This window comes from Pseudomonas sp. KH_046_2, from assembly GCF_057838985.1.
The window spans coordinates 4,767,343-4,792,061 of the sequence record NZ_CM174480.1; the positions used below are offsets into that span (position 1 = coordinate 4,767,343).

Annotated in this window: 23 protein-coding genes and 1 pseudogene; 15 read left to right on the forward strand and 9 right to left on the reverse strand. The window is 51.4% G+C overall.

The window, feature by feature from the left end:
* Window positions 1–30: 30 nt before the first annotated feature.
* From AC3IX1_RS21590 to AC3IX1_RS21625, 8 genes are read left to right on the forward strand one after another with little or no spacing between them, the layout of a single operon-like run.
* Window positions 31–744 carry an SDR family NAD(P)-dependent oxidoreductase gene (locus tag AC3IX1_RS21590; protein ID WP_489385758.1) on the forward strand — a complete coding sequence of 238 codons (714 nt, stop codon included), beginning with the start codon at window positions 31–33 and terminating at the stop codon, window positions 742–744.
* Window positions 745–765: 21 nt separating this feature from the next.
* The gene (locus tag AC3IX1_RS21595) at window positions 766–1,809 is read left to right on the forward strand and encodes a Gfo/Idh/MocA family protein (RefSeq protein WP_489385759.1); all 1,044 of its coding nucleotides are present in this window, start codon (window positions 766–768) and stop codon (window positions 1,807–1,809) included.
* Window positions 1,790–2,800, forward strand: a complete 1,011-nt coding sequence (locus AC3IX1_RS21600; RefSeq protein WP_489385760.1) for a zinc-dependent alcohol dehydrogenase — start codon at window positions 1,790–1,792, stop codon at window positions 2,798–2,800. The genes AC3IX1_RS21595 and AC3IX1_RS21600 overlap by 20 nt, the downstream gene beginning before the upstream one ends.
* Window positions 2,801–2,821: 21 nt before the next feature.
* Complete coding sequence (locus AC3IX1_RS21605; RefSeq protein ID WP_489385761.1) at window positions 2,822–3,604, forward strand: 1-deoxy-D-xylulose-5-phosphate synthase N-terminal domain-containing protein; 783 nt, start codon at window positions 2,822–2,824, stop codon at window positions 3,602–3,604.
* A 21-nt stretch (window positions 3,605–3,625) separates the two neighbouring features.
* Window positions 3,626–4,555: a transketolase family protein gene (locus AC3IX1_RS21610; protein ID WP_489385762.1), complete on the forward strand. Its 930-nt coding sequence runs from the start codon at window positions 3,626–3,628 to the stop codon at window positions 4,553–4,555.
* 3 nt (window positions 4,556–4,558) lie between these two features.
* Window positions 4,559–5,380, forward strand: coding sequence for a sugar phosphate isomerase/epimerase family protein (locus AC3IX1_RS21615; RefSeq protein WP_489385763.1), 822 nt, complete (start codon window positions 4,559–4,561; stop codon window positions 5,378–5,380).
* Between the two features lie 3 nt (window positions 5,381–5,383).
* Complete coding sequence (locus tag AC3IX1_RS21620) at window positions 5,384–6,178, forward strand: SDR family NAD(P)-dependent oxidoreductase (RefSeq protein WP_489385764.1); 795 nt, start codon at window positions 5,384–5,386, stop codon at window positions 6,176–6,178.
* Between the two features lie 2 nt (window positions 6,179–6,180).
* Window positions 6,181–6,624: an HIT family protein gene (locus AC3IX1_RS21625; RefSeq protein ID WP_489385765.1), complete on the forward strand. Its 444-nt coding sequence runs from the start codon at window positions 6,181–6,183 to the stop codon at window positions 6,622–6,624.
* A gap of 159 nt (window positions 6,625–6,783) precedes the next feature.
* Here the strand turns inward: AC3IX1_RS21625 and cheR are convergent, their stop codons facing one another.
* Together cheR and AC3IX1_RS21635 are read right to left on the reverse strand one after the other, a co-directional pair.
* Complete coding sequence (gene cheR / locus AC3IX1_RS21630; protein ID WP_489385766.1) at window positions 6,784–7,611, reverse strand: protein-glutamate O-methyltransferase CheR; 828 nt, start codon at window positions 7,609–7,611, stop codon at window positions 6,784–6,786.
* A 45-nt stretch (window positions 7,612–7,656) separates the two neighbouring features.
* Window positions 7,657–8,589, reverse strand: coding sequence for a chemotaxis protein CheV (locus tag AC3IX1_RS21635; protein ID WP_008051531.1), 933 nt, complete (start codon window positions 8,587–8,589; stop codon window positions 7,657–7,659).
* 83 nt (window positions 8,590–8,672) lie between these two features.
* Between AC3IX1_RS21635 and flgA the strand changes: the two genes are divergently transcribed.
* From flgA to AC3IX1_RS21655, 4 genes are all read left to right on the forward strand, one after another.
* Complete coding sequence (gene flgA, locus AC3IX1_RS21640; RefSeq protein ID WP_489385767.1) at window positions 8,673–9,431, forward strand: flagellar basal body P-ring formation chaperone FlgA; 759 nt, start codon at window positions 8,673–8,675, stop codon at window positions 9,429–9,431.
* Window positions 9,432–9,598: 167 nt separating this feature from the next.
* A complete protein-coding gene (gene flgM, locus AC3IX1_RS21645) occupies window positions 9,599–9,925 on the forward strand; it encodes a flagellar biosynthesis anti-sigma factor FlgM (protein WP_277530970.1) in 327 nt (108 codons plus the stop codon).
* A 48-nt stretch (window positions 9,926–9,973) separates the two neighbouring features.
* A complete protein-coding gene (locus tag AC3IX1_RS21650) occupies window positions 9,974–10,441 on the forward strand; it encodes a flagella synthesis protein FlgN (RefSeq protein ID WP_489385768.1) in 468 nt (155 codons plus the stop codon).
* A 92-nt stretch (window positions 10,442–10,533) separates the two neighbouring features.
* Window positions 10,534–11,280 carry a flagellar brake protein gene (locus tag AC3IX1_RS21655; RefSeq protein WP_489385769.1) on the forward strand — a complete coding sequence of 249 codons (747 nt, stop codon included), beginning with the start codon at window positions 10,534–10,536 and terminating at the stop codon, window positions 11,278–11,280.
* A 63-nt stretch (window positions 11,281–11,343) separates the two neighbouring features.
* On the opposite strand, the gene AC3IX1_RS21660 is transcribed toward AC3IX1_RS21655, so the two are convergent.
* The 4 genes from AC3IX1_RS21660 to AC3IX1_RS21675 all read right to left on the reverse strand — a co-directional run bounded on the left by AC3IX1_RS21660 (window position 11,344) and on the right by AC3IX1_RS21675 (window position 16,530).
* Window positions 11,344–12,720 carry an MFS transporter gene (locus AC3IX1_RS21660; RefSeq protein ID WP_489385770.1) on the reverse strand — a complete coding sequence of 459 codons (1,377 nt, stop codon included), beginning with the start codon at window positions 12,718–12,720 and terminating at the stop codon, window positions 11,344–11,346.
* Between the two features lie 70 nt (window positions 12,721–12,790).
* Complete coding sequence (locus AC3IX1_RS21665) at window positions 12,791–14,035, reverse strand: glutamine synthetase family protein (protein ID WP_489388770.1); 1,245 nt, start codon at window positions 14,033–14,035, stop codon at window positions 12,791–12,793.
* 201 nt (window positions 14,036–14,236) lie between these two features.
* On the reverse strand, window positions 14,237–14,929 hold the full coding sequence (locus tag AC3IX1_RS21670; protein ID WP_489385771.1) for a sensor histidine kinase: 693 nt from the start codon (window positions 14,927–14,929) through the stop codon (window positions 14,237–14,239).
* Entirely contained in the window at window positions 14,926–16,530 is a 1,605-nt protein-coding gene (locus AC3IX1_RS21675) for a response regulator (RefSeq protein ID WP_489385772.1), read from the reverse strand. The genes AC3IX1_RS21670 and AC3IX1_RS21675 overlap by 4 nt, the downstream gene beginning before the upstream one ends.
* A 612-nt stretch (window positions 16,531–17,142) precedes the next feature.
* Here AC3IX1_RS21675 and AC3IX1_RS21680 point away from each other — a divergent pair.
* The 3 genes and pseudogenes from AC3IX1_RS21680 to AC3IX1_RS21690 form a co-directional block, all read left to right on the forward strand.
* Window positions 17,143–17,409, forward strand: coding sequence for a hypothetical protein (locus AC3IX1_RS21680; protein ID WP_489385773.1), 267 nt, complete (start codon window positions 17,143–17,145; stop codon window positions 17,407–17,409).
* The gene (locus tag AC3IX1_RS21685; RefSeq protein WP_489385774.1) at window positions 17,406–18,119 is read left to right on the forward strand and encodes a response regulator transcription factor; all 714 of its coding nucleotides are present in this window, start codon (window positions 17,406–17,408) and stop codon (window positions 18,117–18,119) included. The genes AC3IX1_RS21680 and AC3IX1_RS21685 overlap by 4 nt, the downstream gene beginning before the upstream one ends.
* A gap of 1,016 nt (window positions 18,120–19,135) precedes the next feature.
* Window positions 19,136–19,913: pseudogene (locus AC3IX1_RS21690) on the forward strand (IS3 family transposase); the annotation flags it as partial.
* Between the two features lie 110 nt (window positions 19,914–20,023).
* Here the strand turns inward: AC3IX1_RS21690 and AC3IX1_RS21695 are convergent.
* From AC3IX1_RS21695 to AC3IX1_RS21705, 3 genes are read right to left on the reverse strand one after another with little or no spacing between them, the layout of a single operon-like run.
* Window positions 20,024–20,680 carry a hypothetical protein gene (locus tag AC3IX1_RS21695; protein ID WP_489385775.1) on the reverse strand — a complete coding sequence of 219 codons (657 nt, stop codon included), beginning with the start codon at window positions 20,678–20,680 and terminating at the stop codon, window positions 20,024–20,026.
* Between the two features lie 5 nt (window positions 20,681–20,685).
* On the reverse strand, window positions 20,686–23,922 hold the full coding sequence (locus AC3IX1_RS21700; protein ID WP_489385776.1) for a hypothetical protein: 3,237 nt from the start codon (window positions 23,920–23,922) through the stop codon (window positions 20,686–20,688).
* Window positions 23,912–24,697, reverse strand: a complete 786-nt coding sequence (locus AC3IX1_RS21705) for a tyrosine-type recombinase/integrase (protein ID WP_489385777.1) — start codon at window positions 24,695–24,697, stop codon at window positions 23,912–23,914. The genes AC3IX1_RS21700 and AC3IX1_RS21705 overlap by 11 nt, the downstream gene beginning before the upstream one ends.
* Between the last annotated feature and the right edge of the window lie 22 nt (window positions 24,698–24,719).

The window sequence follows — 24,719 nt, forward strand, 5'->3', positions numbered from 1 at the left end:
TTTTACTGAGTTTCCGAGGGAGAAACATCTATGCCCAGCAGAACAATTGTCGTCAGCGGTGGAACTAGAGGAATTGGACTCGCTATCTCAGAGAGACACGCAAGAGCCGGCGACACCGTGTATTCACTATGTTTAAACCCTAGAAAAACTTACAAAACTCACGCAAACATCCATGTAATAACATGTGACATTCGTGAGTTCAAAACAGTTAACAACTGCATGGACCAAATACTCTCAGAAGCGGGAAACATTGATGTCCTCGTTAACTGTGCAGGTATTCAGCAACCACCGTCTGACGGTTTCGAACACATTGACTATGACGATTGGCGAAACGTTCTCGGCACCAATCTTGATGGCGTCTTTCATTTATGCAAAGCAGTGATACCCGGCATGAAAATTAGGCGTGAAGGCGTGATCGTCAATATAGCATCGGTTGCCGCTACCGATGGATACCCGATGGCCTGCGCTTATTCAACCTCCAAAAGTGCGCTGATCGGTATGACGAAATCCTTGGCGAAGGAGTTGGCGACGTACAACGTCCGGGTGAATGCAATCATGCCCAGCCTGACCATGACAGATGCCGCATTGGGGCTTCCTGCCGAAACCTTAGAGCGACTTGTAAGCTTGGTCCCTTTAGGAAGAATCGCGTTGCCTGAGGACATTGCCGGCGTTGAGTTTTTTCTATCCAGTCCCGACGCTAACTACATCACAGGTGAGCTATTCAGAGTCGCCGGTGGGCGATAAATAGCCAAGGAGGATCGACTCATGTTGAATATCGGTATCGTTGGTCGCAACCACGGAATGAAACACCTGAAAAATATACAGCGCTATCACTCCAATAAAGCCTTGGTCAAATGCCTTACCTACAAAGAACTCTCTAAAGCATCTAATCTTGAAAATGAGATACAGACGTACGACGATTATAAAAAAATGATTGATGAGGTGAATTTAGATGCATTGGTCTTGGCCGGACCACATAGCCTAACTCGAGAAATAATTGAATTCAGCGCGAAAAAAATTAAATTTTTCTTAATTGAAAAACCGGTGGGGCACGACTCAGCAGAAATCATCAAAATAAAAAAAATACTTCAGGAGCATAATTGCACAGCATTGATAGGACATCACCGAAGGTTCTCTCCAAAGCTGCAGGAACTCAAAAGAATCATCGATTCTGGAATTATAGGAAATGTCATATCTTTTGATTCGGTGTGGTGCATCAAAAAAAATGATGAGTACTTCAACAATAACGAACACAACTGGAGAATTCATGAGAGTCAAGGAGGAGGTCCTTTAGCAATCAATGCAATTCATGAAATAGATACTGTCAGGTTCCTATTTGGTGAAATCAGTCTCACGAAGGCGATCTTAGGTCGAAGCAACAGGAACTTGGCCGTCGAAGAAAATGTCACTGCCATTTTCAAACTGGAAAACGACGTTGTCGGCACTCTGTTGATCGGAGACAACATCCCGTCTCCGTTTAATTATGAAAAAACGATGGGTGAAAATCATACCTTTCCATCAAGCGATGTGGACTTCTTAAAAATCTTCGGCGACAAGGGAGCAATCACCTTTCCAAGCTTAACTTTATACCCTTATGAAAGCACTGGAGATTGGTTCTCCGAGTTTTCGGCGTTTTCTATCGATCCCAAAGTGGAATGCGAGGATCCGCTCAAGCTAGAAATGGACCATTTTATAAGAGTAATTGAAGGGAAAGATATCCCCATGGTCAACATAGACGATGCACTGAACAACATGGTCGTTATAGATAAAATAAAACAGGAGATTAAACATGAAAGCGTTGATCTATGATGGGGAACGCGTCATACATCAAGATATTGATCACTGCGATACTGAGCTTTATTCTCGCCCTATAAAGATAAAGATCCAGCTAGCAGGAATTTGTTCGACTGACCTGAAAATCGTCGACGGCAAGTACTACAACAAAGCGTTGTTAAAGCCCAACGGCATACTCGGTCATGAAGGGTGTGGCCTCGTTGCACAATGCTCTCCTGGTAGTCTCTTCAAGATGGGAGACCATGTGGTGTTTGAGACCGTTTTCTCCTGCCATAAATGTGACGCCTGTGTAAAAGGCCTGACTAATTACTGCAGGAACTGGCTGCATATTGGTATCAATACTAATGGTACGTTTTCTGAGTACTTGACCGTCGACGAATCGATGGTTCACAAAATATCGAAAGACATCCCTGCCCAAGTCAGTGTGCTAGCAGAACCGCTTTCCATTGCCCTGAACTCCATTGCCAGTGTTTTTAAAGGGCGGCGAGATAAGGTTTTGACAGTCGCCGTCGTCGGGCCAGGAATTCTGGGTCTTCTCCATACGCTCCTGCTGGCGGAATACGGTCATTTGGTCGATGTGTTTGGCGTGAGCAGCGACGATCAACGCCTTGAGAAAGCACTCAGCCTCGGCGCAAAGAATGTCTTCAAAACGGATGCTGCACCAGCAACGTTGCAACAGTACGACCTCGTCATTGACTCGAGCAACACCAGTTCCGGCGTCGCGTTTGCGCTGCATAGGTGTAAACCCGGCGGACACCTCAGAGTCCTGAATCTCTCAACAGAAAAAGGCATCAGTTCCTCCGACATTGTCAAAAGTGGGTGCCGTATATCGACAAGCAAAGGCATAAATCACAGCCATATGGTGATGGCCTGTAAATACATAGAAACCAACGGCCACAAGCTCACCGGACTCACGACCCACTTTTTCAGTCCGGATGAACATCAAAGGGCGTTCAATTTCGCTCGGAATCAAGAAGGAATCAAATCAGCTTTTACTTTCAACTAAGAAAAATTCGGCGGACTTCACATGCTTGACAATGGACGAATTGAAAAAAATATCCGTTATCAAATCTTCAAGCTGTGTCATGAATCGGGGGGTGGACATATTGCCTCTTCGCTATCGATGGTGGAGATTTTATGGTCTGTTTTTTCCACTCATTACAAACCAACACACGATAGATTTTTACTGAGTTCCTGCCAAGGCGCACTGGCTCTGTATTGCGTGCAACACGCACTAAAAAATGAAAATTTCCAACTTTCTGACTTCTTAAAAGAAGGATCAGACTTAACCATGTTCCCTAATAAAAATCTAGCGTTTTCAGATATGAGTTCTGGTTCTCTCGGCCATGGAATTTCTATAGCTGTTGGAATGGGCCTGTATAAAAATTTCAATACTGCAGCGAACACCTTGTATGTGGTCGTTGGTGACGGTGAACTTGATGAGGGCAGTAACTGGGAAGGGATCATGGCGGCTGCTCACTTCTCGATCAACAACCTCATCATCATTATCAATTACAACAAAGTTCAGATTGATGGCCCTATCGCAGAGGTGATGAATATCGAACCCTTGGTCGACAAGCTAACTTCCTTTGGCTGCAACGTACTCAGTGTAAACGGACATAATACCGATGAAATAGCCAACGCGATTAGTACTATCAAGAAAAATAAAACCGCAGGCCCTTCTGTGCTGATTGCCCATACCGTAAAAGGGCACGGCATCAGTTTTTGCACCAAAGATCTCAGTTGGCACTATCGAGTTCCTACTGCACTGGAGTTGGATTTTGTAAAAAGCGAATTGGACATTCACTAAGCCACGCCAGGAGCCGCGAAAATGAAGAAAGATTTGAGGGACATTATTAACAACCACATTATTCTACACGCCGAAAGTGAGGATATTTACGTCGTCGCTGTCGACTCGGCCATTTCTTCAAAACTGCACATGTTCAAGAATCAGTTGGGTCATCGCTTTATCGATGTAGGAGTGGCCGAACAAAACGCCTTTGGCGTTGCTGCTGGACTTGCCCAAGAAGGGGCGACAGTGTTCGTGTTTGGAATATCGACCTTTCTGCTGTACCGAGGGTACGAACAACTACGCTCAATCATTTGCGAAAACAAGCTCAAGGTTATTTTTGTCGGTCTTTGGTGTGGCCTCTATTACTCAGACCAAGGTTATACGCATTTACAAATAGATGACATCAATGCTACTCGATCGCTGCCGAACCTAAACATATATTCGCCTTACAGTATTCTCAGTACTACACGCTGCCTCGTCGATGCGCTTGAGCACCATGGCCCGTCTTACTTTAGAATCGAGAATCCACTTCCCGGGAGTGATTACCTCGATACCCATGTGGCCTTGAACTCCTCCACGTGCACCGATTCAAACGCGCTAGCAATCCTTGCGACAGGCCAGTCGGTAAAAAGAAGTCTACTTGCCTCGAAACACTTAAACTCAGGTCTAAAACTTCAGATACCCGTGCATCCGTTGTGCGACTTAGACGTTAAGCGCTTGCAGCCAAGTATCCAAGAATACGTGAGCCATTACCAAAACCTGCTGATTGTGGAAGAACACCTTGCGTACTGCGGCATCGGAGCCTCCATAGGGTTCCCGTCGTCCGTGAAGCACACAGGTAGCAGGATACATTGCTTGGGAGTGGGCAGCGTAGTCGTTCGAAACCAAACCTATGATCGAGCTTTAGAATTCCACACTCTCAACACCCCTGGAATTATCAATAGATGCTTGAGTATATTGGAGGGTTGACCAATGAAAATTTATATTAATGAGGGTAGTTTCGGATTTGAAATATCACCGCTGGAAAAGATAAATCTGATCTCCGACTCACCATTTTCTGGCATTGGATTATGGTTCGAAAAGCTTGATATCTGGCTTGATAAGGAAAACATTGCCCCAAATGATATCAAATCAGTATTACAAACTAAAAAAGTCGAAGTGATCGAAATTAATTTCTTAAAACATCTTTTCACCCATGAGTATGAGAGCCAAAAATTACAACATGAAATTTCACAAGGAATTTATTATGCAAAGCTGTTCGGCGCTCCCTTTCTCACCGCGGCGACATTTGGAGAGAACCTTCAACCGTCCCTGTACAGAGAGAACATCAGAAAACTCTCAGAGAAACTGGAGCAGGAAAATCTTTCCCTCGCGATCGAGTTCCTTCCCTGGACAGATATTCCTTCAATTACAAAGTTACAAGAGTTGGTCGCCGCTATCGATCGAAACAACGTAGGCATCCTGTTAGATACCTATCATTTCTTTATGGGTGACCCGGATCTGAAGGCGCTGAAGAAAATTCCACCAGAACAAATCTTTCTCATCCATTGCAATGACTTGATTAGTAACCCCGACCTTTTTTCGAAGCTCTCACTGATCGAAATTACCCGTGGCTACCGGGTAGCACCCGGCTTGGGTGACTTTCCTCTAATCCCTTTTTTTAGAACCCTTAGGAAAATGGGTGTCAAGGCACCGGTCTGTCTAGAAGTATTGAACAAGAACTCAAAATCACAACGCCATATTGACTCTGTACTCAATTCCTATACCTCAACGGTACAGCAAATAGGAGCATAACCGATGTCTTCGGGACAATTGACTGCGGTGGTGACAGGAGCAGGGGGTACAATTGGCACATGTCTATCCACACACCTAGCAAGTACTGGCTACAACTTGGTAATTATCGATACTAACAAAACCAATCTGGATGCTCTTCAATCGAAGATCCACAGCCAGCACCCTGAAACCAAAGTACTGGCGCTAGAAATTAGTATTTCTTCGTCTCAAGATGTCATACATGCGGCGCAAGTGGTCCAGGATAAATTCAAGGGCATCGACTTACTGATCAATAACGCCGGCATCTCTCCAAAATTAACAAATGGCAAGAGAATACCGCTCTTGGATATCGATGATCAGGAGTGGGATCTTGTAATGCAAACTAATTTAAAAAGTGTTTTTTTGATGTGTAAATATTTTTTCGGTGTGCTGAAGGCCAAGGAAGGAAAAATTATCAATATTGCATCCATGATGGGCGCTACCGGCTCTGGCGTTGACACTCACAAAATATTTCCCTATAGCGTCTCTGCCGCGCATTACAGCGCATCAAAAGCCGGCGTGATCAACTTCACAAAGTCGTTAGCACGCGAATTCAGTAAATTCAATATCCCGGTCTACGCCATTGCTCCCGGCGCAGTTTCCGGTGGGATGGGTAAATTCGATGATAGCTTCATCAAAAACCTGAAAGAACAAATACCTAGTCACCAGCTAGGATCTCCTGAAGAAATTGTGAACACACTCACTTTCCTGCTGACCTCCGGTATGAGCTTGACGGGGCAGACCCTACACATTAACCATGGTTGGTACATGGGAGGCTAGTCATGTCAACGCGGACAATTTACTCAGGAAAACACATCGTAATCTCTCATTGTCGAGACTGTGACATCCCTGGCTACATGATTATTTCTCTTAAGCGGGACATATCAAGACTCGCAGAACTAAGTTCGGCGGAAAGTGCTGAACTGATGAAGGGCTTGGCATTTACGGAGCGAGCCTTAAACACTCTATTCTCTCCTGAGAAAATATACATAATGCGTATTTCCGAGCTCAATCATGAACTGCACTTTCATGTTTTCCCCAGATATACTTCCGTGACAAAGTTATATTTGGCGGAACACGATGAACGTTTTATTGATGGCCCCTTCTTTTTCAGCTGGACAAGAAAAAAGTTTAGTAGCTCACAGCCTGAGCCGACCCAAGAGGTATTGGACGCTCAATCAATTCTGACGAAAACCCTCAAGGGCTATTTTTCACAACCTCTGTAAACAAGGCTGTTTTCGCCCCTGGCTTTGCAGAAACACATTCATCGGTATTGGGTCTGCATCATTACGCCTGATTGTTGCCCTGAGGCACAGCCTTTACGTCGCGTACAAAAAAACGGGAGTCCCTGAGGACTCCCGTTTTTCTTCAAGCCTTCAACCAAATCACTTCGCCTGGTAAATGATCCCCGGGCTGCACTGGACCATCTGGTAATGATCCGGCAAACCGTTCAGCGCTTCGGAAGCACCGAGGAACAGGTACCCCCCCGGCTTCAACGTGCTGTGGATGCGCAACAGGATGTCCTTCTTCACCTCGGCGGAGAAGTAGATCAACACGTTGCGGCAGAACACGATGTCGAACTTGCCGAGGCTCGCGTAGCTGTCCAGCAGGTTGAAGGAACGGAATTCCACCCGGCTCTTGATCGGTGCCTTGATCGCCCAGCGCCCCGGCCCTTTCGGGTCGAAATAACGCTGCAGGCGCTCAGGCGACAATCCACGGCCGATGGCCAGGCTGTCGTACTCGCCGGTCTTGCAGTTGTTCAACATGGTGCCGGACAGATCGGTGGCAATAATCTGTACGCCCATCCGCAACTGGCCCATGTTGACCCGCTCGAACTCGTCGATGGACATCGACAGCGAATACGGTTCCTGGCCCGACGAGCACGCCGCCGACCAGATGCGCAGGCGCTGGCCGGGACTGGCCTTGATCGCTTCGGGCAGCACCTTGTTCTTCAAGACTTCAAACGGGTAGGTGTCACGAAACCACAGGGTTTCGTTGGTGGTCATGGCATCCACCACTTGCTCGCGCAAACCACTGCGCGGCTGGGTCTGCATGCGCTGAACCAGCTCCCCCAAAGATTTGATGCCTTGCTGTTCCATCAGTTTGTTGAGACGGCTGGAGACCAGGTACTGCTTGTTTTCACCGAGCAAAATGCCACAGGCTTTTTCCAGGAATACCCGGAACTGTTCGAAATCCAAATTACCCGTAGACAATGATGCCGCCTCTTAAATCGTGTTGACTGCCAGGGGTGCGAACCCCTAGCTGATATCTGCTGCTTTGATCCGGTCGACTACCCGGGATGCCAGGTCATCAGGACGGAACTTGGCCAGGAAGTCATCGGCACCGACCTTCTTGACCATCGCCTGATTGAATACCCCCGACAACGAAGTATGCAGGATGATATGAAGCTTTTGCATGCGCGGGTCATTGCGGATTTCCGCCGTCAGGGTGTACCCGTCCATCTCCGGCATTTCGATGTCGGAGATCATCATCAGGAACTCTTCTTCCGGCTTCTTGCCCTCGTCGACCAGTTTGCGCAGGTAGTCCAGCGCTTGCCGACCGTCGTTCAACGCCACCACTTCGACGCCGACCGTTTGCAGGCAACGCGTGACCTGCTTGCGCGCCACCGATGAGTCGTCGACCGTCAGCACGCGCAACGAAAGCGCCTTGTGCTGGGTTTCGACATCCACCACACCCACGGAAATCGCTTCCGGCGTCGGCGCCACTTCCGCGAGCACCTTCTCGACATCGATGATTTCGACCAACTGATTGTCGACCCGCGTCACTGCCGTCAGGTAGTGATCGCGCCCGGTGCCCTTGGGCGGCGGATGGATCTCCTCCCAGTTCATGTTGACGATGCGCTCCACCGAGCGCACCAGGAAACCCTGGGTCTTGGTGTTGTACTCCGTGATGATCACGAAAGGATTGTGCTTGTCCTTCAACGCACCGGAGCCGGTCGCCATCGCCAGATCAAGGATCGGAATGGTCGCCCCCCGGATGTTCGCCACGCCGCACACGACAGGACTGGACTTGGGCATCAGCGTCAGTTTGGGACATTGCAGCACCTCCCGAACCTTGAACACGTTGATCCCGTACAGCTGCTGGCCGTCGAGACGGAACAACAACAGCTCAAGGCGATTCTGCCCCACCAGTTGCGTGCGCTGGTTTACCGAATCCATTACACCAGCCATGCCCAGACTCCTACACCAACGCCAAGTGTTGTTGCGACGCGCCTTCATCACTAAACGGCACGGCGCTTGCTTTTTTAATCGTTATGAACACAGAACCGACACTTTTCCGACGCCTGACCAGACCCTGCCGCAAATTGCTCGGCGCGCTGGCGGCCGTATGCCTGTTCAACACTGGCAGCCCTGCCCTTGCTGACGCGGTTACCTTGCCTGACATGCTTATCGGCGTCACTCAGGGCTTTCTTGAATTCACCGTAGAAGACTATCTGGCTACCAGTCAAACGGAAGGTCGCTACGAGATCCAGGTCAACCAGCTCGATCCGCGCATGCATATGCCCATGTGCGACAAGGAATTGACAGCAACGCTTGAGAGTCCCAAGCCGCTGGGACGGGTCACGGTCAAGGTTCGCTGCGAGGGCGCGTCTCCCTGGACCGTCTTCGTACCCGCTCAAGTCCGCCTGTTTCGCGATGTCGTGACCAGCGCCCGGCCACTGCGCCGCGCCGCCATTGTCGAGCCTGGGGATGTAGTGCTGCGCGAGCGCGATATCAGCCTCATCAGCCAGAGCTACCTGACCTCCCTCGATCAGGCGATCGGGCAGCGACTGACCCGACCAATGGTCGCCGACCAGGTGATTACCCTGGTGAACATCGAACAGGCCGAAGTCATCCGCAAGGGTGATCAAGTGGTGATAACCGCCCGCAGCGGTACCCTCAGCGTGCGCATGCCGGGCGAAGCCCTGTCGAACGGCAGCCTGAGCGAACAGATCCGGGTGAAAAACCTCAACTCCCAACGAGTCATCAAGGCGCAGGTCATGGCGCCGGGGCAGGTGGAGGTGTCCATGTAAGGCTCTCTGTTCATCGGAATGTGGCGCTTGCCGCAGCTGTTCCCTAGACTGTGCTCCATGCAGGGCAAGCGCTGGCGCGCGCGAGGTTCATTGATAAATGGGCCTAAAGTTTTCCAGGGAATGGCCGAAACCATGGCAAGCGTCCAAATTCCCAGAGGTTTTTTATCATGGTCATCGATTTCAGCCGTTTGAACAGCTCCTCGTCCCTGACGGGCAGTACACGTACCAGCGCCAGCAAGGAAAGCGCCGAGGCCGACAAATCCGCGCCGCTGGAGTCCGCGGCCGAACAGGCCGGTACCGTCAAAAGCGGGGAATCGGTACATCTCAGCAATGAGGCTCAACAGTTGCAGAAGGTCACTGACAAGCTGCGCGATCAGCCTGCCGTCGACAACGCCCGCGTGGCCGAGTTGAAAGCAGCGATTGCCGATGGCAGCTATAAAGTCGACAGCAACCGTGTAGCCAGCAAACTGCTCAACTTCGAAGCCCAGCGCTAGGCCACCGCCGGCGCCAGGCTTTTGGACGCTTAAAACCCAAGGCCAGCCATGCACGACACAAATTTACTGCAACTGATCACCGACGACTTTGCTCCAGCACAACACCTGCTGGAGTTACTGCAGACCGAATCCCTCGCATTGCATGGCCGCGACATGCCATTGCTCGAGGACATCCTGGCGCAGAAACAGGCATTGGTCGTTTTGCTCGAACAGCATGGCCGCAAACGCAGTGAAATCCTCGCCAGCCTCAACCTGCCGACCAACCGCGGCGGTCTGGAGCAATTGGCCGGCCAGTCGAGCATCGGCGAGCAGTTGCTGGCGCAAAGTGACGTGCTGAGCGATCTCCTGGCCCAGTGTCAGGCTATCAACGCCAACAACGGCCAGTCGATCCTCACTCAGCAGGCCGCTACGGCCACCCAGCTGAAAATCCTCAATGGCGGTGAAACCCCGGCGCTTTACGATGCCAGCGGAACATTCTCCAAGCTTGCCAAGCCGCGCCCGCTCAGTCAGGCATGAGCCGGTCAATGCCCCCGCTCTATCAAGACGCGCAACATACTGGCAAACTGCTAGCCTGCCGTAGTCAAATTTTGTCTGGAGATTGATTAACCGTGTCCAATGCCTTATCCGTGGATGATGCTCCGCAGCCACCCAAGGTGCTCTCCACGCCCTTGGAAATCTCCAGCAACCTGCGCCAGCTGCTCGAAAGCCATGACCCGCTGATCATCACGTTCCACGAGCGCAGCCAGCGCTTCCAGAGCTACCTGGTGGACCTGGACCGTGACAGCAACATGATTGCCCTGGACGAAATGATTCCCCGCGATGGCGAGCGTTACCTGCTGGCGGGCGAGCCGTTCAGGGTCGAAGGCTTCCACGAAGGTGTACGCATTGCCTGGGAAAGCAACGGCCAGTTGAGCATCGACGAATCCGGTGGCAGCCGCTGCTATCGCGGCCCCTTGCCCGATGAAGTGGTGTACCACCAGCGCCGCAATGCGTTCCGCGCCGCGCTGAAGCTGGCACAACTGGTCAACGTCAACCTGGACGGCGAAAAGCTCAAGACTGCGATCAGCGGCAAGCTGCTGGATATTTCCGCTACCGGCTGCAAACTGCGCTTCGACGGCGACATCACCGGCAGCCTGCAACTGGGTCAGGTCTACGACCGTTTCAACGCCGACCTGCCCTTCGGCAAGATGACCGCGCCGGTCGAGTTGCGCTATCTGCACTTCGAAGAAAGGATTTCCACCACCTTCGCCGGCGTTCGCTTCCACAACATGAGTGGGCTGGTGCAGCGTCAGGTCGAACGCTTCGTCTATCAGTTGCAACGCGAAGCGCGTCGATTCGACAAAGACGACATGTAATAGAGCGCCAACAAAAAAAGGGCAGTCCCTTGCGGTGACTGCCCGTTTTTTTTTGCCCTGAATTTAAGGCCTGGCCTCGCTGAAGTTAGGGTCCCGCCCTGTATCAGGGTCTTCCGGTGGCTGATCGGTTTCAGTTTCGCTGACAGGTTCAGATTCAGGCTCTGGCCCGGTACTCACCGGGTTTTGCATCTGATCATGCACCACCTGTTCATCAACACGCGGGTCGAGGCAGGCCACCAGCGGTGAACTCGTCATGTTGTCCGGCATGGCCACGTGATGTAGCGGCGCATCTTCCACCTGATGCAGGTTGGTCACCGCTTTCGGGCGGATACGCCACACCAGCACCAACGCGAAGAAACTGAAGAAGGCGTAGAGCATCTGGCTGCCAAACAGCTTCATCAGCACACCTGCCACCAGCGGCCCGATACTCGCACCCACGCCATAGGTCACCAGCAACATCGCCGTCAGTGACACCCGGCGATCGCCTTCGACATGGTCATTGGAGAACGCCACCGCCAACGGATACAGGCAGAACTGCACCAGCGAACAGAGGAACCCGGCGATGAACAATACCTCCAGCGGCACCTGCGGCATGATCGCCAGCGGCAGTGCAGCCAGTGCCAGGCTGAACGCGAAACTGCGGATCAACACGGCCCGATCGTAGCGATCGGACAACCAGCCCAGCGGCCACTGCACCAGCAGCCCGGCAAAAATACAGCTACCCATGAACAGACCGACCTGCTCGGTGGACAATCCCTGCTGAGAGGCATACAGCGGTGCCAGACCGTAGAACGAACCAACGATCAGGCCCGCCCCGAGCACCGTGCTCAACGACTGCGGCACCCGCTTGATAAAAAACCGTGGTTCCATCGGTGCCGGATGCAACGGTGCCGGGTGAATCCGTCGGGTCAGCGCCACCGGCACCAGGCACAGGGCGAAACACAGGGCGACCAGCATCAGCAGTTCCAGCCCCAGCGCCGGGTGCATGACCAGAATCAACTGCCCCAGCACCAATCCCAGGTATGAAGCGATCATGTAGCCGCTGAAGACCATGCCGCGCTGATTGGCATCGGCCTGTTCATTGAGCCAGCTCTCGATCACCATGTATTGGCACATCATGCCGAGGCCGACGATCACCCGCAAAAACAGCCAGGCCGGCAACCAGTCCACCAGGCCATGGCCGAGCACCGCCGCGCCAACGATCCCGGCACACGCCGAATAGGCCCGGATATGCCCGACCCGGGCAATCAACCGGTGACCGATCTTGCCCCCCAGCACCAGGCCGAAATAGTTGGCGGCCATCAGCGCACCGACCCACAGGCTGTCGACATGGTCGGCAGCCAGGCGCAACGCCAGGTAAGTACTCAACAGGCCCGAGCCGATCAACATCATCAGCGAGGCGAAATACAGCGCTCGAAAGGATTTCCAGATTTGGCGCATCGGCGTTCCGAGCGGCTCCTTGCAGTGAGAATCGGCTACCGCTAAACGATAGCCGGAAGTCGACGGGACGTCAGGCCTGGGCTGCTAAAACACGCCTTTCCCAGGGAGTAATTTCATCATGGAAACTGGTCAGTTCCAGGGTCTTCGAAGCAATGTAGCCTTCGATGAATTCCGCGCCGAACAGTTCCTTGGCCAACTGGCTACGTTTCAGACGCTCGAGCGCCGCATGCAAGGTACACGGCAACGAAAGATTGTCCGGCACTTCGAACTCACCCTGGATCGGCGCGCTCGGTTCCAATGCCTTCTCGATGCCATGCAACCCCGCCGCCAGGCTTGCGGCAATCGCCAGATACGGATTGGCATCGGCCCCCGGCAAGCGGTTCTCGACCCGACGGGCCACCGGCAAACTGGCTGGAATGCGCAGGCCGGCCGCCCGGTTATCATAGGACCAGCAGGCATTGTTCGGTGAGGCGTAAGGGTGGCACAAGCGCTGATAGGAGTTCACGTTCGGCGCAAACAACGCGGTGAAATCGGCCATGCACGTTTGTTGACCAGCAATGAAATGGCGGAAGATGGCCGTCTCCTGCCCCGCCTCGTCGCTGAACACGTTACGCCCCGAATCAATCTCGACCACGCTCTGGTGGATGTGCATCGAACTGCCAGGCGTATGCGCCAACGGCTTGGCCATGCATACCACACTCAGGCCGTGCTTGAGGGCCACTTCCTTGAGCAGATGCTTGAACAGGAACGTCTGGTCGGCCAGCAACAGCGGATCACCGTGCAGCAGATTGATCTCGAACTGGCTGACGCCCATTTCGTGCATGAAGGTATCGCGAGGCAACCCCAGGGCCGCCATGCACTCGTAGACTTCATTGAAGAACGGCCGCAAGCCGTTGTTGGAGCTGACGCTGAACGCCGACTGACCATCCTCGCGACGACCGTCCAGCCCCAGTGGCGGTTGAAAAGCCTGGGTCGGATCGGTGTTGGGGGCGAAGACAAAAAATTCGAGCTCGGTCGCCACCACAGGCGCCAGGCCGCGGGCCGCGTAACGGGCAATCACCGCCTTGAGCTGACCACGGGTCGACAGACTGGAGCTGGTGGTGGTGCCCAGCTCATCCGCATCGCAAATGGCCAAGGCCCGCGGTGGATGGCTCCAGGGCAAGCGGTGGATTTGCGCAGGGTCCGGGATCAGCGCCAGGTCGCCATCATCGCTGCCGTAAAAACGCGCCGGCGGATATCCGCCCATGATGCATTGCAGCAGCACGCCCCGCGCCATCTGCAAACGTCGACCGTCGAGAAAGCCCTCGGCGGTCATCACTTTACCCCGCGGTACGCCATTCAAATCCGGCGTGACACACTCAACTTGATCAATGCCCGTCAATCGCTGCGCGAGTGAACTCAGGCCAACGGTCGTCATGACGCTATCCTTGTTATTGTGCGGGCCGCGAACGGCGACCGTACAAAATAGGCTCCGCGTGTTCGGAATTTCAAGCAGTGTCGATAAATATGCTGCCTGTCAGGACAGGTAAAGGCGGAACACTCCACCGCCCAACGGCCCGCCATTGCTGATTTCGGTACGCCCACCCACGCCGTTGCGTTGATGCAGCGCGGCAATTCGCCCGGCAAAGTACAGGCCCAGACCAGTGCTGCCGGTGCTTTGATTGATGCCCTGCACGTAATCGGCCTGACGTTCGATCATCTGCGCCGGATACCCCTGGCCATCGTCATTGATGGTCAACACCAGTTGCCCGGCTTCGTCGCTGACGCTGATCAGAACGGCATGCCGCGCAAAGCGAATGGCGTTGTTGATGCAGTTGGCCAATACCGACGCGATCAACTCACGGTCGAAGAAACCCAGCGGGCTCAACGGGTCCACTTCAAAGGTGGCCATGATGCCGCGGCTGGCGAACACCTCCTGATGACAGGCCAGTTGCGCTTCGATGAAGTCGTCCAGTTCATGGTAGGCCGGTTGCAGCGGCATCTGGTTGACCCCGAGTTTGTACAGCCCCAGCAACTGCACCAGCATGCCGTTGAGGTGGGCGAACTCGAAGTCGATCACGCCCTGCTCCGGCGTCTGCCGCGCCGAATCCGGCAATCGTGCCAGCCACTGGCTGTGGGCCTGCATCAACATGGCCAGCGAGTTCTTCATGTCGTGCACGGTAGAGGCGATCACCGTGGAGAAATCCAGTGCCTGTTGGCTGTCGTTCATTGGCCAAACGCCTTGCTTTTGAGCTTCTGGTAACGCGGATAGCGCGCATCGGAGTCGGGCATCAGGCCGACCATTTTCAGGCAGGTCCGGCATTCTTCCAGCTCCGCCGAAGGAACGCTGGTATCGGTGCCATGCAACAACGACTGCGCCAGGTTAAGGGCGATACTGATGTTCTTCGGTTGCATCGCCAGGGCTTTGCGGAACACCTGCCGGGCCTCCACCAGGTTGCCGGTCTTGTATACGCGCACGCCCTGACGGTTGAGTTCCGCGGCGGCGTTGCCGGAATTGAGGATGCTCGGGTCGTCGGTCTGCTTGGCGATGTCCTTCATGACCACCGGATCGTCGCCATAGATTTCCACGCAGTTTTTCAGCATCGCGGTACCGGCCTCGGTCTGCCCGAGCAGTTTCAGCTGCTTGGCCACCAGCAAGGCCGCTTCGGCGCTCATGAATTGCTCCATGCCGTCCAGGCGCAACAAGGCTTGCTCGGTGAGCTTGTCCGCCGTCTCGGCATCGTTGAGCAACAGGCTGGTGGCCTTCATCAGGCGTGCGCGGATTTGCAGGCCCGGATCGGAGGGGTTTTCCTTGGCCACGGCGCTCAGCGTGGTATTGATTTCCAGTCGAGTACGGGTATCCAGCCCCCTGTCGCTACCCTTGCTGATCAAGGCGTGAGCCAGGCCGAGGTTACTTTCAGGATCCTTGAAACGTGATTGCGCGCCTTGGGCCACGGCCTGGCGATAGGCTTTGGAGGCGGTATCAAAATCTTCGTTGGTCATCGCCAGCTTGCCAAGCAACGCTTGCCGGCGCACCGCCAGCGGCGACAGGCGAATCGCCTCTTCCAGGACGCGCTGCGCCCCCTTGGTGTCCCCTTCGGCGACCAGTACATCCGCCATGCCGTCATACAGCGACGGCATCATCGGGAAGACTTTCAGGGCTTTTTCATAAATGCCCCTGGCCTGCCCGACCTGACCGCGCTTGAACAGCAACTTGCCCAACCCGGCAAACGCCCATGGCAACGGGCGGTCGGCGATGATGCCATCGTAGAGGCGCTCCAGCGCTTCGTTCTGATTCAAGTCGCGCAGGGCATCGGCGCGATAGCGCAGGCACAGTGGCGAATAGCGGATGTCTTGCTTGCACAGGGCGATGCAGGCATTGAGCACCTCCATTGGCTTGCCCCGGTCAAGGGCCTGCAGGATCGGCTTGAGCAAGGTCTTGCGCTGCTCCAGGCGCTCCAGGCGCTGGGCCAGGCTGGAACGGTTGAACGGCTTGGTCAGGTAGGCATCGGGCTCATGCTCCAGCGCACTGAGCACCATGGCCTGGCTGGTTTCGGCGGTGACCATGACGAATACCGCTTCATGGCTGATCAGCTTTTCTTCCATCAGGTCTTCGAGTACCTGCTGGCCGTTTTTCTTGCCGTCACCCAGGTGAAAGTCCTGCAGGATGAAGTCGTAAGCCTTCTGCGAGCACATTTTCAGCGCCTGCTCGCCGGTATCGGCAGTGTCCACTTCCTTGACGCCCAGTTCACGCAGCATCGACCTGACCGAACTGCGGAAGTCCGAGAAATCATCGACGATCAGAAAACGCTTTTGGTGATACGACAACATCGAAGATTTCCAGGCAATTTAAGAAGAAGAACCCAAAGGCAAATACACGGACGGACTCAGCTTCGCAGCCCCTGTTTTGGCGCGCGGATGATAACGGGTGGCACTAGGCTATCAAACACCTTCTCATAAACAGTGAGCCCCCATGCAGACCGGAAGAGACGAACAAGTCCCTGACTGCCCGGGTTATCGGCCAGCAACAGCGTTCCCTTGAGAACCTTCCCCAACGCTCACTCTGAATATGTGAAGCCCTTACTGAAAACGAGACCTCGCGCACAAAAAAGTGCTGATACATGAACACCTGCAATACATGAACAGCAGCAATTGCCGGTGGCTGGCAGGCAGATTTCGCCGATAAATTGACTAAGTCGATATTAGCACTCCTAAGTGAAGGCCACTCGTCGATTAATTGACGAGCGTGATCAGAATCAGATCTTGGCCACTGGCCACCCTTGGCGAGCCTAATACCTTGATTTTCTAAGGTTACTCCCCCTCTTGAGAACATCGGGCAGGCCTGGCCGCACCGGGCTTGTACCAAGGACTGACGGATGGGCAGGTTGGCAGTGCTCCGGGCTGACCTAGAATCAGTTGAGAGGCGGGAGGGAGCACATCATCATGCGTAAACTACTGATAATTACTCGTATTGATCTTCTCTCCCGAGCTTTGCCTGCCTTCTGGAAACGTTCCCCTCGCCTGCCGGTGCTGTTGTTGGAAATGGCCCTGGGGTCGGTGGTTACCAATGCTTTGGCGCGCATCATCACGGCCTTCTGGCGTTCAAATCCGTCCTTCATTCGCGCCGCCCCAGTGAGCAAGTTGCTGACCCGGGAAGACCAGCGGGTGGAGACCATCGCTGGTTTTTCAAGGGGGTCAGGAAGATCATGACTGACCAAAAAGAGTCAATTCGCGTGATGTTGATCGATTGTCGCCCCCTCGTGCTCAGGGGCCTTCACGACCTGATCAATGCCAGAAAGCCCCAAATGGAAGTGACAGCACAGGCCACCACCTATACCCAGGCGCTGGATCTTGCCGATCAGCTGCGGCCCAATGTCATTTTTTTCAGTTTCTTTCCGGATGCGCTGAATCCTCTGGATGTCGTCGCGGGACTCACCCGTAGCGCCGAAATGAAAGTGCTGCTGCTCAAGGGCCTGTACGAAGTTGTCCCCGCTGCCCAGGCGATAGAGGCCGGCGCTCGCGGCATCGTGCTGGCGGAAGACCCGACGGAATTGATTATCCAGGCCATCCTCAAGGTCCACCATAGCGACTTCGCAATGGATCGAGCCTGGGCTGGCGGCCTTTCCGGTTATGCCGCGACGGGGCAAATCCCCATGAAATGCAATTTGGAGCAGGCGAAACAGGCGCGGTTGACGCTGCGAGAGAGAGAACTGATTCGCGCCATCGTGGGCGAACCGTCCGCCAAATATGTGAGCATCGCCGGGCGCCTGGGGATCAGCGAGCACACCGTGCACAACCACCTCAGCAACATCTATCAAAAGCTCAATCTCATCAACCGCATCGACTTGTTGATGTATGCGCTCAAACACGGGCTCACCAACGAAGCACCGACCGAGTCCGTCTGGGTGGAACTGGATTGAAGTTCAAGTCGATACAAGACGGTCTTCCCCTCATTTTCAGGGGGTAGGCCGTCACCCTTTCGCCATCCTTGTCGGTGGACTGGGACAGGGTGCCCACTACAGACCGAGCCAGGTGCCTACGTTTCGCATTGGCGATAGAAACGACGAGTTGACTTTGATTAGGCAGAATTGGGTGCTTGAGAAAATTAGAAGCATCAGAAGATAGCCTTCTCAGCAAGCCAATGATTTTCACCTGTGACAAGGCTTAGAAGCGAATTTGGGGGCACCGATGCTTTGTCACGGTGCTAGCCCCTTGCTAGCCTGAGCAAGTCAATCAGAAAGCAATAACTGCTAACCTATTGATAAATATGGTGTCCCAGGGCAGGTTCGAACCTCTATCCGACACAACCCTTCCCAGCCATGAAATAAATCATTATAAATCAACAGCTTGCAATACGCAGCTGCTGCGCATTGATCTCTAGCGTTCGTGCTAACGACGGAGCGGTCTCTATTCCAGTGGTACGACCTGCGAGGAGATCTCTAACCACAGTACTACCTGCGGTTGCCGCTGAAGCCATTTTTGACTAAGAACCCTCATCCTCGGCTGGGTTAGCCTGCGGGATAAATACGGGGTTGCGATGTAAAGCCTGGCCTTGGTCAATGACGACAGGGAGCTGGTTATGGCACAAAAGTGAATGCCATGCCGAACCTAACGCCCAACTCTAAAAACAAGATGACAGCAGCGCGACCTGAAATGCACCTATTAAAGAAGAGGCTGCAGGCGCCAGTGATACACCAGGCCAAGTAGGAGGCATAGTGCTTCCGGCTGCATGCATGGATGCTACAACACGATAAACCGTCGCACAGCCAAGAAAAGGTACCGATTACGGATGTCCGTTGCACAGGAATCGAGATGCGTTTGGAGAGTGGCAGCAGCCCAGATCTGAGCCCACTGCAGAACCAGTGGCAAACACCGCAAAAGCCATATCCTGCTGGAATCCATCCGCATAATCGAAAAACCGAAGGAAGCATAAGGTCGGCAGCTCTTCCTGACTCTAAAGGATCATCCCGGAGGCTATTACGCATGGCTGTCCAAACCAAAATCCACGTGAGCCAAGGATGATCAGCGACTGCTCGGTTTGATCAAACATTCCTTGCTGGAAAGCCGTGGTGTTTGGCTATCGCAAGATCCATGATGAGCTGGGAGAGGTTGGCGAGAGCTGTGGCCACCCTCGGGTTGCTAGGTTAATGCACCTTGAAGGTTTACGTTCTCAGACTGGTTTCGGCGGCGACCAAGAAAATCTGTCGGCAAACCAGCGGTTGCCTCGCAAAACTTACTGAAGCGCAAGTTCGATGTCAGAGAGCCCAACAAAGTCTGAGTCACCGACATCACCACCATCCGAACATATGAAGGCTGACTGTATTTGGCCGTGGTGCTCGATCTGTTTTCACGCCAAGCCGTTGGCCAGTCAATCAAGTCAAAAATGACTAGCGACCTGGCCATTGAAACACTGCAGATGGCAGTGTGGAGGGTGAGCAAAAGCAGGAGGCAATAGTCTGTTCACGGCAGCCAGGACAGCAGTACTGATTGGTGCAGCTTTTATAAGATCGACAACTTGGTCGCCGGCATAAGCCGACGAGGTAACTGCCACGACAACGCCGTAGCCTAGAATTATTTTTCAGCTGCTGAAACGGGAACGAATCAAACGGAAAATCTACACCACGCGAGAAGATGCTCATAGGGATGTATTCGATTGCATCGAGATGCTTTACAACTCAAAGCGCCGTCATGATTTCAACAATAAGTCGTCATAGGTAGAGTTTGAAAAGCGTTGCACAGCGAGCCTTGAAGTTCCTATGAAAATCGCCACTCCCTATGTGCAACAGCGCTTTCAAGCACACGATAAAATCCACCGAAAACCTTGCTAAAATTCATCCATCAGTATAAATCCACCAGAACACTTCGACTTACGCCAATTGAGAAAGCAAGCCACCTCATGCCGAGAAAATGCAACACGTCTCGCTCTTGAGACAAATAATACTTCACCTGTGCTCTCATCTAACTTGAAAAGCTCTGTGCTAATCAGTGTATTAAAAAACAATGCAGCGACCTCGCCCATCGCATCCAAATTAGATACCATATCTGTTGATTCTTGCGCAACCGCTCGCGACTGTGCATCATGCCGACCTGTCCTATCCTTCAACGCCCTAGATAACTTTTTATTGAGATTTGAGATCTCAACTTCTTTGGAAAGAATCACTCGTCGCGCCACAGGATCAGTTACAACATCAACTAGCTCTCCCGTTCGCATTTTCAGATCCATGAGATAACTATCAAGCAACGATCTGTAGTTACCCCCAACACGCAGCAACGTGGCAGAATTGATAGCCTTATAAGCACCCTGACTATCCGTCGCGCGCGCCCTCTCTACTGCTGCTATAGTTTGACACACCACTCTCGCCAGCTCAGTCACAGATTTAACCGACGACTTATGAGCTCGCATAGAATTCAAAACTTCAACAACAAGCTCTGTCCTAATCTTAACTTTATTTATTTGCCACCCCATAAGATTAGTAGCCACCAAATTCACCCCTCATTCTCTAATAATAACGGCTTGTAATTCTCTAAGGACAAACCCGGCGAGGTTTCTAGCACTTTTAGAAAATCATCCATTCGCATACCACTTACTTTTAAAATTGACTTAATTTGACTCACCACTTCCACAGTTGGGTCGCAAGGGATAGACTTGAATATATCTAAAATATTAGTAACACCGCCTTTCAGCCTCATTTTAACGAGATTGTATTTGGCCCGCGACACATCGGTCTGCAATTCTGGGTAAAGGCTAACCTCATAAAGCTTGGAGAAGACATACTTCAGAGAAGACTCTTCCATACTCAGTTCGACCATTTTTCTTTTGAGTAGGTCTGGTTTGAATGAAATATATCTATCGAGTGCAACAGCGTCTCGCTTATAGCACTCTAGCAGATAGTCACGGCACCACGTCCACCCCATCAAATCCGAAATGCATGCATCCAACCGCTCATCAATCCTCTCTAGCTCATATCCATTCTCTTCCGGAATAGTGTCAGCGTAGGCATGTAGATCTTCCACTTCAAGCGACAAGGTATGAATTTTTACATCTATAGCCGGGATATGATCAACACCTTTCACGCTGTAGACACATAACCCGCACCTCCTCTCAAGCCCTGCTTCAATGATTTCAATTGTACATTTGTCACCTCGAGTGCAAATATGGGTAGGATGATGACTAATTTTATTTTGATATTTATTTAGAATATCCTGCAACCCTGACTCTTTTTGTGCTGAACCCACATGAGACATGGTAATACAATTGAAATCCCGAAGAGCTTGTGAGGTATTATTCTCTAAAGCAGTTCGAAAAGTAGATTTCGGAGTAGTCGTATCGAGACGAGTGCCTGCCCAGATTTTCTCCACCCCCCCTTCTATTTCGTCAAGTACTTCATCATAATCCTGTTGAATTAATGCATCGTAATATCGGACTGTAGCTGCACCTTGCCCCGTCTTAAATAGTCCAACCTTGGCATCTGGTAAGATTCTCCTCCACACCTTTACGGCGCTGTTGCGTGTATGATGCGGTGTCATATCCGTCACAATGCGGACTGGACAATATGGGTATTCGACACTGCGTACATCTACCGCTCCGGAAATAACCGGCTCACCATACTCATAACCATTAGGCTTAAACTCGTAAAACCTAGCGACATAAGAGTGCTCTCTCAAAAAAGCTTGGTACCCAACTAGAAACTTAGCATATGACTTTGAATATACAGCGTCACTATATGGATCACCCGATATCAAAGAGAAGGAAAATAGAGGAATGAAATCCGGCCTAGTATTATCAACTCGATTCTCGTAACTCTTCTCTTTCTTGAAGCTATCACATGAAACCAAACTTCTTATGGTTCTCTGATACTGCAACGCAATCATAGTTTGCGCGCTGACGATCGTTTTTAGCGGCTTCTTACTTACCTTATCAACGACAACATGAAGCCAATAAGGTTTGTTCATCGCCAGTTCACCTATGACAAACTTGTCAAAATCAATGGACAACCATTGCACAGACTGATGTCGAAGACCGCTCTCTAGCGCAGCCAGTGTATGCACTATCAAATGAGGTGAAAAAATAGTAGTTATGCTTCCACTTGTTACTGGAATGCTCCAACGCCTAAAAAAAATACGTGGAAGAGTCGAGACCTCATACTTCCGCTTTCCGTAATAAAAAATTGGATTCCAACCTAAGCTCTTTGCTCGCTCCTCCAAACTTCCGTGCATTATGTTTTCATAGCTATTTGAAAGAATATCGGCATTCAACAACTCCAACGCCCTAAATATGCAAAACAAATAATTAACCCCCAGACTATATTCTAGCGGTGAAAATGGTCGCTTATTAGATTGTGGCAATCCTCCACTGGCCGGCATATCAATAGACGTAATAAAATTCTTGAATCTTCCATTATCATCATTAGGGCACTTTAATTCCAACCACTGAAACATAGCGCGCAGCTGCTGCATCACTAAATACCTGGTAGTTGGCGCGTCCAATGCCAATGCATCAACAAACTGACATAGAGGCATCGGAGAATTTGGCTCCCGCTTAATCGGAGCCTGAAATTCAATCCCCAACTCGGATACGTATCTGGGAAAGCCGAAAGTTGATTCATCTCCGAAAGCATCAAACCATCGAGAAAGATATACAAAAAGATAAATGTTAAGAAAGCTTAGGCCGACCGAACCGTTTGATTCATCCTCATACCTCTTCATCATCAAATAAGCTTGCTGCAAGTCAAGCCAACGCTTCAATGTAGAAGCATTTCTCCCATCTAGACAACCTGATAGGTCGTTAGTCAAATTAGACGGCGCAAAATTCGTTCTTCGGAGGAGACGGCAATAATCCATCAGCTCTTCATCCGTGGCAGCATTAGCAATAAGTTGTGGTAACTCAACCGAGTTTAGCTCACCCAAAGCCCTAGTTTTATATTTTGTGCCGCGAAGTCTATTTAACGCCCCAAATAATTCATCATAAGTAAACCTTACCCTACTCGTGAAATAAGCGCATACGTGCGACATTATTGTATGGACAGGAAGCTCGGCTGTAAGGCGCTCACCTTCGTAATAATATTTCTTATGTACGGAAACCAAAGCTTCAATTGTCAGATCTTCAGGCGTGACGGCACCTATTAGCCAAAAAAGTCTCGGCCCATACTGCGCAACCCGCTCTCTTACCTTCTTGTCGACACCGACCCAATAAGGAGGAAGATCAAGTTTCAAACGTGCCGATACAGTAAACCCCATCAATTCAGGGTATAGCTCGCACCCAAACTCACGAACCACTTCCGAGTTATGCTTGAATTGTGTCGCTCTCAATAATGGTGGGAGCAAAATACAGCGATTCTTGAACAATAGAATCAACAGTAACCACAGCCCTCTTCTCAGGCACACCTGTGTGTTTGGACGATAATTAATCGCATCCTCACCTAATATTTTTTCCACAAGATCTTCGGATGCTTTTATATCGCCGTGCAGGACAAACTCATACGCATCCAGTACCCATCCCGAATCATATTTCCTTTTATCTTTGTTAGGCGAAAGCACAAAAAATTTTTTAAATACATAATTGCGCATCTCCCCCCCTGAATTGATACTTTCAAATGTTACAGATTTAAAGCCGAACACCCCATCAATATATTTACTTACCAAACTTATATTAAGCTTTACGCTTCTGACGAGCTCTAGTTCACCTACCAAAAACATAGGCTTATCAGTGAAATTAATTTGCATCAGATGCCCCTAAAAGAATCTCCTCATAGAAGCCATTTTCGAGATAAAAATCTTCTGCCTCAGCTAAGGCCTCGGTCGAATCGACATGGTTATATCGCTCAGTGCTCTCAATATTTATATGCCCAACGTATGAAGAGGTTTTCTTCACCCCGAGGCCTTTTCCTGTACGAGTCGGAATGTCATTACACAGATATGACACGTGCATATGGCGTACATCATGTTGACAAGCCACATCGCTCTTGACTTTCTGCAAGTTTTTTTTGAACGTGCGAAGAATTGGAGACTGGTCAACTAAACAAAGAGGTTTACCTTTTGTTGCCCCCTTGTATACACAAAACACAAACTGGTGTGTTATATAGCTCCCCCTACTGTCCATTACCGGCAGCTCCGGGGAAACGAGGAGTTTACTATAAAAATCCCAAAACATTGTAGCAAACGGTTCGATCATAGTTAGATTTTCTAGCGTCCGCCCTTTATAGCTAAGCGAGTTAACTTCAGAAAGTGTAAGCCCCATCCTCAGGTATTTTGCCTTCCTTGTCTTAGGATCTACGATTCGAACAGTTCTCTCGTCCTTATCTATATCATCACGGATCACTTGTAGCGTTTCGGAAATCCTGGCACCACCTGCACCCAATAGAGCGTAATATGCCTTATCTCTGATACTCTCTGTTGCGTTGATTAGTTGACTAATGTCGTCGGTATTGAGTTTCAGTGCGCTCAACGTGCGAGAGGCGCTTCCTACAAAATAACTAGGCATATTACTCAACTGCTTCACTCCTACTCCGCCAGAGATGCAC